This is a genomic window from Caballeronia mineralivorans PML1(12) (assembly GCF_001028175.1).
GTDB classification, from domain to species: domain Bacteria; phylum Pseudomonadota; class Gammaproteobacteria; order Burkholderiales; family Burkholderiaceae; genus Caballeronia; species Caballeronia mineralivorans.
Map to the genome: position 1 here is coordinate 1 of NZ_AEJF01000054.1, position 13,631 is coordinate 13,631.

The window sequence follows — 13,631 nt, forward strand, 5'->3', positions numbered from 1 at the left end:
CTAGTCAGGGGATTATCGCTTATCCGGTGAAACTGTAAATTCCACGCCTGGCATCCGTATCGCCGAGTCGCGTGCCGATAACGCCATAGCGCCTGCAACAAAGAGAGTCGATGAGATCGGGCTGTTTGTTCGAGCAGTCTGCCGGGAAATCTTCAGGAAAAGAATGATGAAGGCTTATCAAATCCAGGCCGGCACCGGAATTGCCGGGCTTAAACGGGTCGAGCGCGTCAGCCGTGCGCTCGAAGCTGGTGAGATTCGAGTGCGTGTCAGCGCCGCAGCACTCAACTATCGCGATCTCAGTTTCGCGAAGGGACAGTTCTACAATCCCCCCGGCTATCCGCTCGTGCCGCTCGTGGACGGATGTGGGGACGTTGTCGCCGTAGGCCCGGCGGTAACGCGTTTCAAGGAAGGCGATCGCGTCATCACGAGCTACTACCCGCGATGGATCGATGGTGCATTGTCGTCCGCCAAGACGGCCGTCTCCTTTGGTGCGCAGATTGACGGCACGCTTACGGAAGAACTCGTTGCGAACGAGGATGGTTTCGTTCTGGCGCCGAACAGTCTCGATGCAATCGCTGCTGCGACACTCCCATGCGCCGGCGTGACGGCGTGGAATGCCCTGTTCGTTGCCGGCGCGGTCAAGCCGGGTGCAAGCGTGCTTCTCCTGGGCACCGGCGGGGTATCGCTCTGGGCACTGCAGCTTGCCAAAGCCGCCGGCCTTTTTACGATCGTAACGTCATCGCAAGATGAAAAGCTCGAGCGAGTGCGCTCACTCGGGGCTGACGCGACGATCAATTACCGGACGACGCCGGAATGGCAGGACGAAGTGTTGCGGCTCACCGGTGGGGTCGATGTCGTGGTCGAAGTCGGTGGCGAAGGCACATTGGCACGATCACTGAAGGCTGCGGGGGCAGGCGGGACCATCGTCGTTATCGGCCGGGTCAGCGGCGGGGGCGGTGTCTCGATCGAGCCGGGTGCGCTTATCGGCGGGGCCAAGCGTCTGGTCGGCATGACAGCCGGTAGCCGCGCGATGCTCGAGCAGCTCGTCCGCTTCGTCGACGTCAATAAGATCACCCCAACCGTCGACCGAGTCTTCTCCTTCGACGAAGCTCCGTCCGCCTATGAGTATCTCGAGGGCGGGCGGCATTTCGGCAAGGTGGCAGTCGACGTGCGCGCATAGCGCGATGTGCTTCTTCCGTTCCGGCAAACGGATCGCCTTCCCAGGCGTAGTTCCGCTGTGATTGTCACTGAGGCCATCAGCAAAGGAGTCGTGCATGAGATTGATGTCAGCGTTGTTGGCGGTGGGGTATGCCATTACTGTTAGCTCGGCATTCGCCGCGGACCCCGTTCGAATCGGCGTCACAACCATCCTCAGCGGCCCAAATGCCGATCGCGGACAGAGCGAGCAGTACGGCGTCGAGTTGGCGTTGCAGCGCATCAACGAGTCCGGTGGCGTGCTCGGCAGGCCTGTCGAGGCGTTTTACGCCGATAACGCCGCCGACCCGGCAGCAGGCATTGCGGCGGCGAAGCAACTTATTGAACAGCAGCGTGTTTCCGTGTTGTTAGGTGCGCTGGTGACTCCGGTGACGCGGGCGGTGATGCCGGTAGCAAATGCGGCGAAGGTGCCGCTTGTGATCGACATCTCGGCCGGCCAGGAGTTCGTCGACGCCGCCGGCTCCGGCGGTTACGACTACGTGTTCAAAACCAGTCCCTCCGACGGCGATGTTGCGACTGCGATGATGCAGTGGCTGAAGACCAGGAACGTGCAGCGCATAGTTATCCTTACCGATGACAACGACTTCAACCGCGCCAACGCGACGGCGATGGAAGCAGCCGCGACGGCCGCGAATATAAGGACCTTATCCAGCGAAATAGTGGCGAAGGGAACGACGAATCTTGCGCCGGCTCTTGAGCGATTGACGGCGCTGCATCCAGATCGCATCGTCACTCTTCTCAGCGTGTCCAGTGCGGCGTTTTTCCGTGCGTATGAGCAAAGCGGCGAGGGCATCCCTCTTGCCGGACGCATTGATTTCGCGTCGGCCATTGCGAACTTGTCTCCCCAGTTCATGGCGGCCGGCGGGCTCGATCAAGCAGCGGGGATTTCAGTGTTTACGCCCTCGGTTCCTACACCCGCCGTGCAAGCGTTCATGACGTCTTATCGGGCGAAATACGGACTCGCTCCGACCCAGCGTTCGATCTTTGCGTTTGAGGCGACACAGCTGGTAGTCGACGCGATTCGCCGCGCGAAGTCAGACGATCCTGCCGCAGTACAGCAGGCGCTGCGATCGACGCAGATGCCCTCCATGCTTGGCGGAACTTTTGCCATGGATGAGCACAATCATTCCCACACCGCAATGCAGATCGTCGGAATACGGGGCAGCAAGCTTGCGGTTCTCGACCAGGTCGGGAAGTAGGCCTTATATGCCCGATTGGGACTGCGCCGCCTATTGGGTGGCCACATCGGATTGCTGTGAAAAAAACTGACCGCGCGTGGCGTCTTCCAGGCTAACAATCGATTGAGCAATAGCTTCGGTTGTGGCGAGCGTGGTGATCACGCCCGTTCGTAACGCACCTAGAACGGCAGTCGTTTTCGTATTTTCGCTGGCTACGGCAATGACGTTCGGAATGTGCTTCAGATCTTCCAGGCTGAGACCGATGACCCGATCGCGTACGGGAGTGATAACTGGACGGCCTGCCATGTCGATGAAGTGGTAACCCATCAGGTCTCCGACTGCCCCGCACTGCCGCAGCTCGGCGATCTCGTCTGTCGAAAACCAGCCGGTGCGGACCATGTTGCTATCTTCGTTGATGTCGCCGATACCGACGAGCGCGACGTGCGCTCTGCGTGCCTTATCAAGCGTGGGTTTGACGGCGTCATTGTGGAGCAATCCCTTCCGGACCTCCGGGTCGCCGACCAGCGCAGGCGCATAAAGCGTCTCGCTGTCGCCCCCAAAACGCGCCGCGAGCCGTCGGCTGATGTGATCGGCATTCATGATCTCGCCGCCACGATAGAAGCCGCCGATTGCGCAGACGAACGTAGAAGAGCGCTGCGTCGAGGAGATCGCGTGCTCCGAGATCGCGTTGATATTGCGCCCCATGCCGACAGCGACAATCATGTCGTTGGCGAGAATGCGGTCGAGATGACTTGCGACGAGGCCAGCGAGAAGTTCGCGCTGCTTGTCCTGATCCTTGTGATTGATCGACACGATCGCTTTCTCGATGCCGAATCGTGCGATCAATTCACGCTCGAGGTCGCGCGTATCGCGTGGATGGTGCTTCACGCGAATCTCGACGATACCTTCCTCCTGCGCGCGTTTCAGGAGACGGCCTATCTTGGCGCGCGAAAGCGAGAACTGTTTGGACAGATCTTCCTGTGTGAGTCCGTCGACATAGTAGAGCGTCGCCAGACGAGTCAGTTCGTCAGTGGTCATATGGTTTATCTCATTCCCATGCGGCTAAATGCAACGTGGCCTGCCACGTGCCGGTGTCCTGATGGGCCGATGAGCTGACCGACCCGGTTACACAGTTTCGTCGCCGCGCGGTAATTGATGACTATCCTCGTATTCCTTGATGCGGTTTACCTTCGGGACAGAGCGCCCTCCGTCAAAGCGTGCTCCAAGCCAGGTGTCGACAATCGCTTTCGCCAGCTCGGGGCCTACGACGCGAGCGCCGATTGTAATGATTTGCGCGTCGTTGCTCTTGCTTGCGCGCTCCGCCGAATACGTATCGTGGCATTGGGCGGCGCGAATTCCGTGCACCTTGTTGGCTGCGATCGCCATCCCAATCCCGGTCCCGCACAGCAGAACGGCTCGTTCGAATTCACCTCGCGCGACGCTTTCAGCCACCGCGAACGCGATGTTTGGATAGTTCACGGGCTCCGTGCCGTGCGTGCCGAAGTCGGCGACATCCACGCCCTTGTCGACCAAATATCGCTTGATCAACTCCTTCAGGTCAAGCGCCGCTTCATCACATCCGATTGCCAATTTCATATTTGACTCCGATTTTCCAAATTCACCTGACAGGGGACGAACAAATGTTCATCAGTGATCAAATTCTCATTTCAGTTTGCCCGAATGTCAAGGTCGCAATGAGGATGGTTTTTGCAATTACCTGCGCAAAACCGACGGCGAATAATTGCCTGAAAGCCTCTGTGGTATTGCATGTTTAGTGCATACGGGTTAACCACGTGGCCACGGAGATTGACACGCATTTGGTCCCAACCTACGATGTCATCTAACTGCTCAAATGTTCAATAACGAGCAAATGTTAGGAGACAAAGTGAGCGACCTTCTTGTTGAAGCCACGGGTGTGCAGAAGGCATTCAATGGCGTTCGGGCAATAGATGACGGCCGTCTGAGATTGCGGCGCGGAAGCGTTCATGCGCTATGTGGCGGGAACGGCGCAGGCAAATCGACCTTCCTTGGCATCGTCATGGGTATTACCCAGCGCGACGCCGGAGAAATCCTCTTCAAGGGGCGGAGTGTCAATTTCCAGTCGCCCGCTGAAGCGCTGGCTAACCGTATCGCGATCATTACCCAGGAGCTGTCGCCGATTCCCGGCATGACGGTCGCCGAAAACCTGTATCTCGGCCGCGAGCCCCGCAGAGCTGGTGTCCTGGTCAGGTATGCGGCGCTCATCAAGCAAGCGCAGGATCTGCTGGACCGGCTCGGCTTTCCAGTCGACGCTCGCGCGAGAATGTCGTCGTTGAGCCTGGCGCAGATTCAACTCGTCGAGATCGCCAAGGCGTTTAGCCACGACTGCGACGTGATGATCATGGACGAGCCGACCTCTGCCATCGGCGAGCGCGAGACCGAGGTGCTGTTCAGTGCGATTCGCAACCTGACGGCGCATGGGGCCGGGATCATCTACGTTTCCCATCGGCTCTCCGAAATATTCCAGATCGCCGATGACTACACGGTCTTTCGCGACGGACGATATGTCGACAGCGGGCGCATCGCCGACATCGACCGCTCCTACCTGGTGAGCACGATCGTTGGGCGCAAGCTCAATTCAGCCGAAAAAACCCGCAGGCCTGCCGGCAAGCCCGTGCTTGAGTCGACGGGGCTCTCGCGGGAGTCGGAATTCAACGATATTTCGCTCACTGTTCACCAAGGGGAAGTCCTCGGCATATACGGACTCATGGGTGCAGGCCGGAGCGAATATCTCAACTGCGTCTATGGGCTGACCCGCCCCGACAGCGGTCAAGTCAGGCTCAATGGCCGCGCATTGCCGGTTGGGCATCCGCGCAAGGCAATTCAGGCGGGACTGTCGCTGGTGACCGAGGACCGCAAGGAGACGGGTCTTGTGCTGTCCGCTTCCGTACGGGACAACATCGCGCTTTCCGCCTACAAACGACTGTCTCGCCTGTCCTTCATCAATCGGCGAAAGGTCAAAGCCCTCGTCGAGTCGATGGTCGCGCGCATGCGGATCAAGACCAGTTCCGTATTGCTGCCGGTATCGTCGATGAGCGGGGGGAACCAGCAGAAGGTCGTGCTCGCGCGTTGTCTTTCAACCGAGCCGACGTGCCTGTTGTGCGACGAACCAACCCGAGGCATCGACGAGGGCGCCAAGCGCGAGGTGTACAGGCTTCTCGACGACTTCGTCTCGAAAGGGGGCGCCGCCATTGTGGTGTCTTCGGAGGCTCAGGAAATTCTGGATGTCAGCGACCGAGTCGCCATTTTCAAGTCGGGGCTGTTGGTCACCGTGATCGACGGCCATACCACCACTCAGGAAGATCTTCTTCACCTCGCATCATGAATACTGAAACTACTTCCCTGAAAGTCCCCGTGGTTCAAAGCCGCGCGGCGCATATGCGCGAAGTCTATCGTCGCTACGGTATTGTCGCGGTGCTCATCGTCTTGTGCGTCGTGCTGTCTTTTGCGAACCAGTACTTTTTGACGGTTGGCAACATCGCGGACATCCTTCGACAGACGTCGATCAATGGCATCCTTGCTGTCGGGATGACCTACATTGTCCTCACGGCCGGCATCGACCTGTCTGTCGGCTCGACGCTCGCGCTTGCGGGCATCGTCAGCGCGAGTCTGGTTACCGGCGCGCATCCGCACAGCGTGATGTTCGGGCTGGCGGCGGGACTCGTTGTCGGCGTGGCCGTTGGTGCAATCAACGGACTGCTCGTTGCCCGGCTATCTATACCGCCCTTTGTCGCGACGCTCGGCATGCTGAGCGCGGCGCGGGGTCTCACCTTTATCTATAACGACGGCATGCCTGTGACGGATCTGCCGGACGGATACCTGAATATCGGCACGGGTGCGATTGCCGGAGTACCCGTGCCGATCATCATTTTTGCCCTCGTCGTCGTGATCTTCTGGTTTGTCCTGCGCTATACGACTTACGGCCGCTACATCTACGCGGTGGGTGGCAACGCAAGGAGCGCCAAAACGAGCGGCATCTCGACCAGAAAGATCATCTTTTCCGTGTATGTGATCGGCGGACTGCTGGCGGGCCTCGCCGGGATCATCCTCGCCGCCCGCACGACCTCGGCTTTGCCGCAGGCTGGCCTGTCCTATGAGCTGGACGCGATCGCGGCTGTAGTGATCGGCGGGACGAGTCTTTCGGGCGGCTCGGGGTCACTCGGCGGTACGGTCGTCGGCGCGCTGCTGATCGGCGTTATCAATAACGGCTTGAATCTGCTGGGCGTGTCGTCGTATTACCAGCAAGTTGTAAAGGGCGTCATTATCGTCGGCGCTGTCCTTCTCGATGCTTCGCGCAAGAAGCAATAACATCAACCCAAAAAGAAACAACCCGGAAACTCAGGAGACTTAAATGATTTCGTGGAAAAAAGCCGTTCTGGCCTGTGCGGTGATGGGCCTGACCTGTACCGTGGCGCAGGCGAAACCCATCCGCGTCGGTGCGGCCGTGTACGGCCTCAAGGGCGAATTCATGCAGATGTGGACCAATGCACTGAAGGCGCACCCGGCGGTCAAGGACGGTACCGTGCAACTGACGGTCTTCGACGGGAACTATGACGCGCTGACCCAAAGCAACCAGTTCGACACGATGATCACGCAGAAATACGATGCAATCATTTTTGTGCCGATCGACAAGGCGGCCGGTGCGGCTGCGGTGGCAAAGGCCGCTGCGGCACACATTCCGGTCATCGGGTCGAATACGCTTGTTTCAGGTGACAAGCTTACGTCGTATGTAGGGAGCGACGACGTCGTCGCCGGGCGGATGGAAGCAGAGGCTATCGTCAAGGCAATTGGCGGGAAAGGCAACGTGGTGATCCTCGAGGGCCCGATCGGCCAGTCTGCGCAGATCGACCGCTCGAAGGGAATCCAGGAGGCGCTGTCGAAGACCCCCGCCGTCAAGGTTATCGAGCATAAAACGGCGAACTGGTCGCGTGCCGAGTCGCTGGGTCTCGTCGAGAATTGGCTGACCGCGCATCCAGACCAGATCAGCGGGATCATTGCGGAGAATGACGATATGGCACTTGGAGCCATTCAGGCATTGAAGTCCAAAGGTATCGATCCGAAGAAAGTGCCCGTGGCCGGCATCGACGGTATTGTCGATGGCATCTCAGCGGTGAAACGCGGCGACATGACAAGCTTCTTCCAGGACTCTCAGGCCCAAGCGCAAGGCGCGCTGGATGTTGCGCTGCATACGGTGATGGGCCCGTCGTACAAACCGCGCTCGGAAATCTGGGCCGGATATGGTGCGAAAATGCCTTGGGCCGACGGCAAGGAGAAATCCTACTCGGTGCCATGGACGGAGGTCACGCCGGCAAATGCGCAAGAGATTCTCAACAAGATTCCCAAGAGTAATTAATTAAGGAGTTGAGCGATGCCGGTCAATTCAACGACCCTTTTCGATATCACGGACCGCGTCGCGGTCGTGACAGGTGCGGCAAGCGGTATTGGGCTTGCCGTTGCCGAGTGCCTTGCCGCAGCGGGTGCGCGTGTTGCGCTGCTCGATATCAACCCGGCAGTCAACGCGGTCGCCCAGTCGCTTCCTGGCGGTCCGGACCGGCATGTGGGTATCGCTACTGATATCACCGTCGCCGGAGCGTCGGACGCTCTGGTCCGGCGCGTGACCGAGACGCTGGGCGCGATCGACATCCTGGTCAACAATGCCGGCGTCGCTTTGCTCGACGATGCGCAAGCATTGTCCGAGGAGGCCTGGGACAGGACAATGGAGATCAACCTCAAGGCTCCGTTTCTTCTTGCGCAGGCGGTAGGCAAGCAGATGTTGAGCCGCGGCTCCGGCCGGATCGTCAATCTTGCCTCCCAGGCAAGTGTTGTCGCGCTGGAGCGTCACGTGGCGTACTGTGCAAGTAAAGCCGCGATCGTCGGCATGACCAAGGTGCTTGCACTCGAATGGGCGAAACACGGCATAACGGTCAACGCCGTTTCGCCAACGGTCGTCGATACCGAGCTCGGCAGGAAGGCATGGGCCGGCGAGGTGGGCGAAGCGATGAAGGCGAAAATACCTGCCGGACGATTCGCACGCCCTGACGAAATCGCCGCGTTGATTTTGTATCTGGTCAGCGACGCGGCCGCCATGATCAATGGCGAGAATATCGTGATCGATGGCGGTTACACCGCCCAGTAACAACACTCAAGATGCAAAGGAACGGTATGAATCGCGTCATTAACAACCCTGATCTCGTTGTCGAGGACATGCTGCGCGGCATCCTTGCCGCACACCCCGAACTGCGTGCGGCGCCGGCAAATCCTCGCGTCGTGTCGCATGCACAAGCGCGTCAGGCGGGCCGCGTGGGTATCGTGACCGGCGGCGGATCGGGGCATGAACCGGCGTTCATCGGTTACGTCGGGCGCAACCTTGTGGACGCCGTGGCTATCGGCGAAATCTTTTCGTCACCGACCGCCAAATCGTTCTTTGACGCCTTCAAGGCGGCTGATAGCGGTGCCGGCGTTGCATGCCTTTACGGCAACTATGCCGGCGACAACATGAATGTGAAGATGGCGATCAAGCTGGCCGAGCGCGAAGGGATTCGCGTGCGCACGGTCGTCGCGAACGATGACGCCGCGTCGGCACCGAAAGACGAGATCGAAAAGCGGCGCGGTGTTGCCGGTGAAATTGTCATGTGGAAGGTCGGTGGAGCGCGCGCGGCTCAAGGCGCATCGCTCGACGAAGTGGTCGCCGCTGCGCGCAAGGCCGTCGACGCGACCCGCTCAATCGGTATCGGACTGTCCGCATGCACGATTCCTGCGGTCGGCAAGGCCAATTTCGTGATCAAGGATGGGGAAATGGAAGTCGGCATCGGCCATCATGGCGAGCCGGGCATCCTGGTCCAACGCACCGTGCCCGCGAAAGACATGGCGAAGCTGATGCTCGACAAGCTGTTGCCGGACCTGCCCTTTGCCCGGGGCGACAAGGTGTCGGTGCTGCTCTCCGGCCTCGGCGCGACGCCCTTGATGGAGCAGTATGTGTTGTATGCAGAGGTAGCTGACTGTCTGCGCGAGGCCGGCATCGACATCGAGTTTTCCTTCGTGGGCAATCTGTTCACGTCCCTGGAGATGATGGGGGTAACGCTTACGTTGACGAAACTCGACGCTGAACTGAGTGCTTGCCTCGCACATCCGTGTCGCAGCATCGGACTTACCGTGGGAGAAGCATGATGACCGAAACAGTCAAACTGGCCGACGCCGGCGAAGTCGTTGTCGATCTTGTTCGCACCGTCAACGCGAATCGTCAGTACCTGAGTGAAGTTGATGGCGCCATTGGTGACGGCGATCATGGGATCAACATGAGCAAGGGCTTCACTCAGTGCGGTGAGCATATGGCGGCACGCGGCGCCATGCCGTCGCTGCCGGTGGCGCTGGGCGATTTGTCGACGGCGCTCATGGAAGGCATCGGTGGCTCGATGGGCCCGCTTTACGGCACCTTTTTTCTCGGCATGAGCGACGCATTCGCGGACCACATCGAACTCGACAAGGCATTGTTTTACCGTGCGCTCACCGACGGTATTGCCTCCGTTCAGGAAATTGGCGAAGCGAAGGTCGGTGACAAGACGCTGATCGATACGCTGGTTCCGGCACGTATCGCGTACGAGTCCGCATTGAAGGCGGACAAGAGCTTTCGCGAATGCCTCAACGCGATGGTGGCCGCCGCGGAAGCCGGCATGAACTCGACGCGGGACCTGCGCGCCCGTGTCGGCCGCGCAGCCCGGCTTGGCGATCGTTCGATTGGCGTGCTGGACGCCGGCGCCTGTTCCTGCTTCCTGATTTTGCACAGCATGGGTGAGTCGATCACACGTTTGCTGAATAGCGCCACCTCCGCATCGGGTGGGGTGGCCGTGAGCGTGCAGACAGACTAGCAACGGAAGACTCGCACAACGAAGCGAGTTTTTCGTTGTTACTGTTAGGTATCCAAATTATAGGTGATGCATGTCTTACGTTAATCCGACTCGGCTTGAGCTTGCCAATGCCATCCGCTTTCTGGCGATCGACGCGGTTCAGGCCGCGAATTCCGGACATCCCGGCATGCCAATGGGCATGGCCGATATCGCCGAAGTGCTGTGGCGTAAGTACATGATGCACAATCCGTCGGCGCCCGATTGGGTTAACCGCGATCGTTTCGTGCTGTCGAACGGCCACGGCTCGATGTTGCTGTATGCCGTGTTGCATCTGACCGGCTATGAGCTGTCAATCGACGACCTGAAGGGGTTCCGCAAGTGGCAGTCCATTACGCCAGGGCATCCCGAGCGGGGCCTGACTCCGGGTGTCGAGACCACCACCGGTCCGTTGGGGCAGGGCTTGGCCAATGCCGTAGGCATGGCGTTGGCGGAGCGGCTGCTAGCCGCCCAGTTCAACGAGCCGGGATTCGACATCGTTGACCACTACACGTATGTGTTTCTCGGCGATGGCTGTCTGATGGAGGGCGTCTCGCATGAAGCGTGTTCGCTGGCGGGCACTTGGGGCCTGGGCAAGCTCATTGCCTTTTACGACGACAATGGCATTTCGATAGATGGACATGTCGAGGGCTGGTTCACTGACCAGACGGCGATGCGTTTTCGTGCCTACGGATGGCATGTCGTCGAGGGCGTCGACGGCCACGATCCGCTGTCAGTCGAGCGCGCAATCGATAAGGCCCGTGCCGAACGTGACCGGCCGTCGCTGATCTGCTGCAAGACCGTGATCGGGCACGGGTCGCCCAATCGGGCGGGCAGTCGCGATGTGCATGGTGCGCCGCTGGGAGCCTCCGAAGTCGCGGCGACACGTGAATATCTCGGCTGGAGTCACGCACCGTTCGAGATTCCCGACGCGATTCGCGGCGCATGGGATGCGCGAGCCGCGGGCCGCGACTACCACATGATCTGGCGTACGCTGTTCGAGGCCTATCGCACGCGCTTTCCCGAAAAAGCCAGCCGCTTCGAGCTGCGTATGCACAGCGGCTGCAGCGAGCGATCAGCCGACGTGATCGAGAGCCTGCTGGAAAGAAGCGACTGGTTCGAACAGAAAATGGCAACCCGCAAGGCGTCGCAAAAGTGCCTTGAACTTCTGGTCGCGCAGATACCTGAACTGCTGGGCGGCTCGGCGGATCTTGCGCCTTCAAACCTCACCATGGTGCCGACCTCCCGCGCAGTCGCAGCGGACGACCGGTCGGGCCATGCAAACTACATTCACTACGGTGTTCGTGAGTTCGGCATGGCCGCGATCATGAACGGCCTTGCGCTTCATGGCGGTTTTCTTCCGTACGGCGGCACCTTCCTCGTGTTCTCCGACTACGCGAAGAATGCGCTTCGCATGGCGGCATTGATGCACCTGCAATGTGTCTACGTCTTCACCCATGATTCGATCGGACTCGGCGAGGACGGGCCCACCCATCAGCCGGTCGAGCATGCGGCAATGCTGCGCATGATTCCCGGGATGAACGTGTGGCGCCCGGCGGACGCGGTTGAAACGGCGTTTTCATGGGCTGTGGCACTCGAGACCACGGATTCGCCGACCGCGCTGCTGCTTTCGCGCCAGAATCTGCCGCCGCTTTCACGCACCGCGCAGGCGAGGAAACAAATTCGTCAGGGCGGGTACGTGCTGTCGGAAGCCACCGGTGGCAAACCGGACATCGTTCTGATCGCGACAGGCTCCGAGGTTGAACTCGCGCTGAAGGCACAGGCGGAGCTCGCTGATCAGGGCATCGCTGCGCGAGTTGTGTCGATGCCATCGACCACGACTTTTGACAAGCAGCCGCTGGCGTACCAGCTTTCCGTCCTGCCGCCGAAGATCCGGCGCGTCGCGGTCGAAGCCGCTGCCAGTGATTTCTGGCGCAAGTACGTTGGTCTGAGCGGTGCAGTGGTCGGGTTATCGCACTTCGGTGAATCCGCTGCGGCTGAAGTGTTGTACGAGGAGTTCGGTATTACCGTAAGCGCGATTGTGAGCGCGGTGTGTAGCACGCTCGAGGTTGAACCCGATACCGTCGACTAGCGGGGCCGCGTCATAGAGGCTAGTGTTTTTCGGCCGCGATACGTTTGCGCACTCGTCGATCCTTGTCGAGGAAAGAGAACGTGTTGCGTCGGAAGGCATCGTGACTCATACCTTCAAACTCGCCGTACGGCGGGACTATTTCATGGAAATGACATGGCGCTGATCTCATTGCGACAAATGCTGGACCATGCGGCAGAGCATGCGTATGGCGTGCCGGCATTCAACGTCAATAACCTCGAGCAGGTTCAGGCGATCATGCAGGCCGCCTCCGGTTGCGACAGTCCGGTCATCATGCAGGCGTCTGCCGGAGCGCGCAAATACGCCGGGGAGGCCTTCCTGCGGCACCTCGTCGAAGCGGCAGTCGAGACGTATCCCGACATTCCAATGGTGATGCATCAGGATCATGGCGCATCGCCGGCCGTTTGCCAGGCAGCGATCCGCAGCGGATTCAGCAGCGTGATGATGGACGGTTCGCTGATGCCGGATATGAAAACGGTTGCGACCTACGACTACAACGTAGAAGTGACGCGGACTGTGGTGGATATGGCGCACGCGGTCGGCGTATCGGTCGAGGGCGAACTTGGATGTCTGGGCTCCCTCGAATCGGGTATGGCCGGCGAAGAGGACGGCTCGGGCGCCGAAGGCGTTCTGACCCACGACATGCTGCTGACCGACCCTGAGCAAGCCGCTGATTTTGTGCGGCGTACCGGGGTCGACGCATTGGCGATCGCGATCGGTACGTCGCACGGCGCCTATAAATTCTCCCGCAAGCCGTCAGGAGATATTCTCGCGATCGATCGGATCAAGGAGATTCATCGCCGCCTGCCCAATACGCATCTCGTCATTCACGGATCGAGTTCGGTTCCGCAGGAGTGGCTCGATATCATTCGCGAGTTCGGCGGGGAAATCCGGGAAACGTATGGCGTTCCCGTGGAAGAAATCTGCGAAGGCATTCGTCATGGAGTACGCAAGATCAACATCGATACGGACATTCGGCTCGCGATGACCGGGGCAATACGGCGCTCGCTTGTGCAGCATCCGTCCGAGTTCGATGTTCGACGATTCCTGGCGGATGCACTGGCCGCCGCCCGCGATCTGTGCCGTTCCCGCTTCGAAGCGTTCGGCAGTGCCGGACAGGCACACAAGATCAAGCCGCTTGCGCTGCCGGCGATGGCGGAGCGCTACGCCCATGCGCACCATGGTTGACGTGTCCAACTGGCACGGACG

At 59.8% G+C, this 13,631-nt stretch carries 12 protein-coding genes; 10 read left to right on the forward strand and 2 right to left on the reverse strand.

Going from position 1 to position 13,631, the window contains the following annotated elements:
• The first annotated feature begins 166 nt into the window (after window positions 1-166).
• Together EOS_RS06110 and EOS_RS06115 are read left to right on the forward strand one after the other, a co-directional pair.
• Complete coding sequence (locus EOS_RS06110) at window positions 167-1,180, forward strand: zinc-dependent alcohol dehydrogenase family protein (RefSeq protein WP_047845714.1); 1,014 nt, start codon at window positions 167-169, stop codon at window positions 1,178-1,180.
• Window positions 1,181-1,274: 94 nt separating this feature from the next.
• Window positions 1,275-2,414 carry an ABC transporter substrate-binding protein gene (locus EOS_RS06115; RefSeq protein ID WP_047845715.1) on the forward strand — a complete coding sequence of 380 codons (1,140 nt, stop codon included), beginning with the start codon at window positions 1,275-1,277 and terminating at the stop codon, window positions 2,412-2,414.
• 30 nt (window positions 2,415-2,444) lie between these two features.
• Here the strand turns inward: EOS_RS06115 and EOS_RS06120 are convergent, their stop codons facing one another.
• Together EOS_RS06120 and rpiB are read right to left on the reverse strand one after the other, a co-directional pair.
• Entirely contained in the window at window positions 2,445-3,431 is a 987-nt protein-coding gene (locus EOS_RS06120; protein ID WP_047845716.1) for a sugar-binding transcriptional regulator, read from the reverse strand.
• Window positions 3,432-3,518: 87 nt separating this feature from the next.
• Window positions 3,519-3,989 carry a ribose 5-phosphate isomerase B gene (gene rpiB / locus EOS_RS06125; protein WP_047845717.1) on the reverse strand — a complete coding sequence of 157 codons (471 nt, stop codon included), beginning with the start codon at window positions 3,987-3,989 and terminating at the stop codon, window positions 3,519-3,521.
• 289 nt (window positions 3,990-4,278) lie between these two features.
• Here rpiB and EOS_RS06130 point away from each other — a divergent pair, with 289 nt between their 5' ends.
• The 8 genes from EOS_RS06130 (at window position 4,279) to fba (ending at window position 13,610) form a co-directional block, all read left to right on the forward strand.
• Complete coding sequence (locus EOS_RS06130) at window positions 4,279-5,757, forward strand: sugar ABC transporter ATP-binding protein (protein ID WP_087881892.1); 1,479 nt, start codon at window positions 4,279-4,281, stop codon at window positions 5,755-5,757.
• The gene (locus tag EOS_RS06135) at window positions 5,754-6,740 is read left to right on the forward strand and encodes an ABC transporter permease (protein WP_047845719.1); all 987 of its coding nucleotides are present in this window, start codon (window positions 5,754-5,756) and stop codon (window positions 6,738-6,740) included. Before EOS_RS06130 ends, EOS_RS06135 begins: the two co-directional genes overlap by 4 nt.
• A gap of 43 nt (window positions 6,741-6,783) precedes the next feature.
• The gene (locus tag EOS_RS06140) at window positions 6,784-7,785 is read left to right on the forward strand and encodes a substrate-binding domain-containing protein (protein WP_047845720.1); all 1,002 of its coding nucleotides are present in this window, start codon (window positions 6,784-6,786) and stop codon (window positions 7,783-7,785) included.
• Window positions 7,786-7,800: 15 nt separating this feature from the next.
• A complete protein-coding gene (locus EOS_RS06145; protein ID WP_047845721.1) occupies window positions 7,801-8,568 on the forward strand; it encodes an SDR family oxidoreductase in 768 nt (255 codons plus the stop codon).
• Between the two features lie 26 nt (window positions 8,569-8,594).
• On the forward strand, window positions 8,595-9,599 hold the full coding sequence (locus tag EOS_RS06150; RefSeq protein ID WP_047845722.1) for a dihydroxyacetone kinase subunit DhaK: 1,005 nt from the start codon (window positions 8,595-8,597) through the stop codon (window positions 9,597-9,599).
• Window positions 9,596-10,297, forward strand: a complete 702-nt coding sequence (gene dhaL / locus EOS_RS06155; protein ID WP_047845723.1) for a dihydroxyacetone kinase subunit DhaL — start codon at window positions 9,596-9,598, stop codon at window positions 10,295-10,297. The genes EOS_RS06150 and dhaL overlap by 4 nt, the downstream gene beginning before the upstream one ends.
• Before the next feature lie 70 nt (window positions 10,298-10,367).
• Window positions 10,368-12,404, forward strand: coding sequence for a transketolase (gene tkt / locus EOS_RS06160; RefSeq protein WP_047845724.1), 2,037 nt, complete (start codon window positions 10,368-10,370; stop codon window positions 12,402-12,404).
• Window positions 12,405-12,557: 153 nt separating this feature from the next.
• Window positions 12,558-13,610: a class II fructose-bisphosphate aldolase gene (fba, locus tag EOS_RS06165; protein WP_047845725.1), complete on the forward strand. Its 1,053-nt coding sequence runs from the start codon at window positions 12,558-12,560 to the stop codon at window positions 13,608-13,610.
• Window positions 13,611-13,631 lie beyond the last annotated feature (21 nt).

Excerpts from the sequence above, each read along its gene's own strand:
- EOS_RS06150 (WP_047845722.1), top strand. The coding sequence starts at position 8,595 with ATGAATCGCGTCATTAACAACCCTGATCTCGTTGTCGAGGACATGCTG.
- EOS_RS06120 (WP_047845716.1), bottom strand. The coding sequence starts at position 3,431 with ATGACCACTGACGAACTGACTCGTCTGGCGACGCTCTACTATGTCGAC.
- EOS_RS06110 (WP_047845714.1), top strand. The coding sequence starts at position 167 with ATGAAGGCTTATCAAATCCAGGCCGGCACCGGAATTGCCGGGCTTAAA.
- EOS_RS06140 (WP_047845720.1), top strand. The coding sequence starts at position 6,784 with ATGATTTCGTGGAAAAAAGCCGTTCTGGCCTGTGCGGTGATGGGCCTG.
- rpiB (WP_047845717.1), bottom strand. The coding sequence starts at position 3,989 with ATGAAATTGGCAATCGGATGTGATGAAGCGGCGCTTGACCTGAAGGAG.
- EOS_RS06145 (WP_047845721.1), top strand. The coding sequence starts at position 7,801 with ATGCCGGTCAATTCAACGACCCTTTTCGATATCACGGACCGCGTCGCG.
- EOS_RS06135 (WP_047845719.1), top strand. The coding sequence starts at position 5,754 with ATGAATACTGAAACTACTTCCCTGAAAGTCCCCGTGGTTCAAAGCCGC.
- fba (WP_047845725.1), top strand. The coding sequence starts at position 12,558 with ATGGCGCTGATCTCATTGCGACAAATGCTGGACCATGCGGCAGAGCAT.
- dhaL (WP_047845723.1), top strand. The coding sequence starts at position 9,596 with ATGATGACCGAAACAGTCAAACTGGCCGACGCCGGCGAAGTCGTTGTC.
- tkt (WP_047845724.1), top strand. The coding sequence starts at position 10,368 with ATGTCTTACGTTAATCCGACTCGGCTTGAGCTTGCCAATGCCATCCGC.
- EOS_RS06115 (WP_047845715.1), top strand. The coding sequence starts at position 1,275 with ATGAGATTGATGTCAGCGTTGTTGGCGGTGGGGTATGCCATTACTGTT.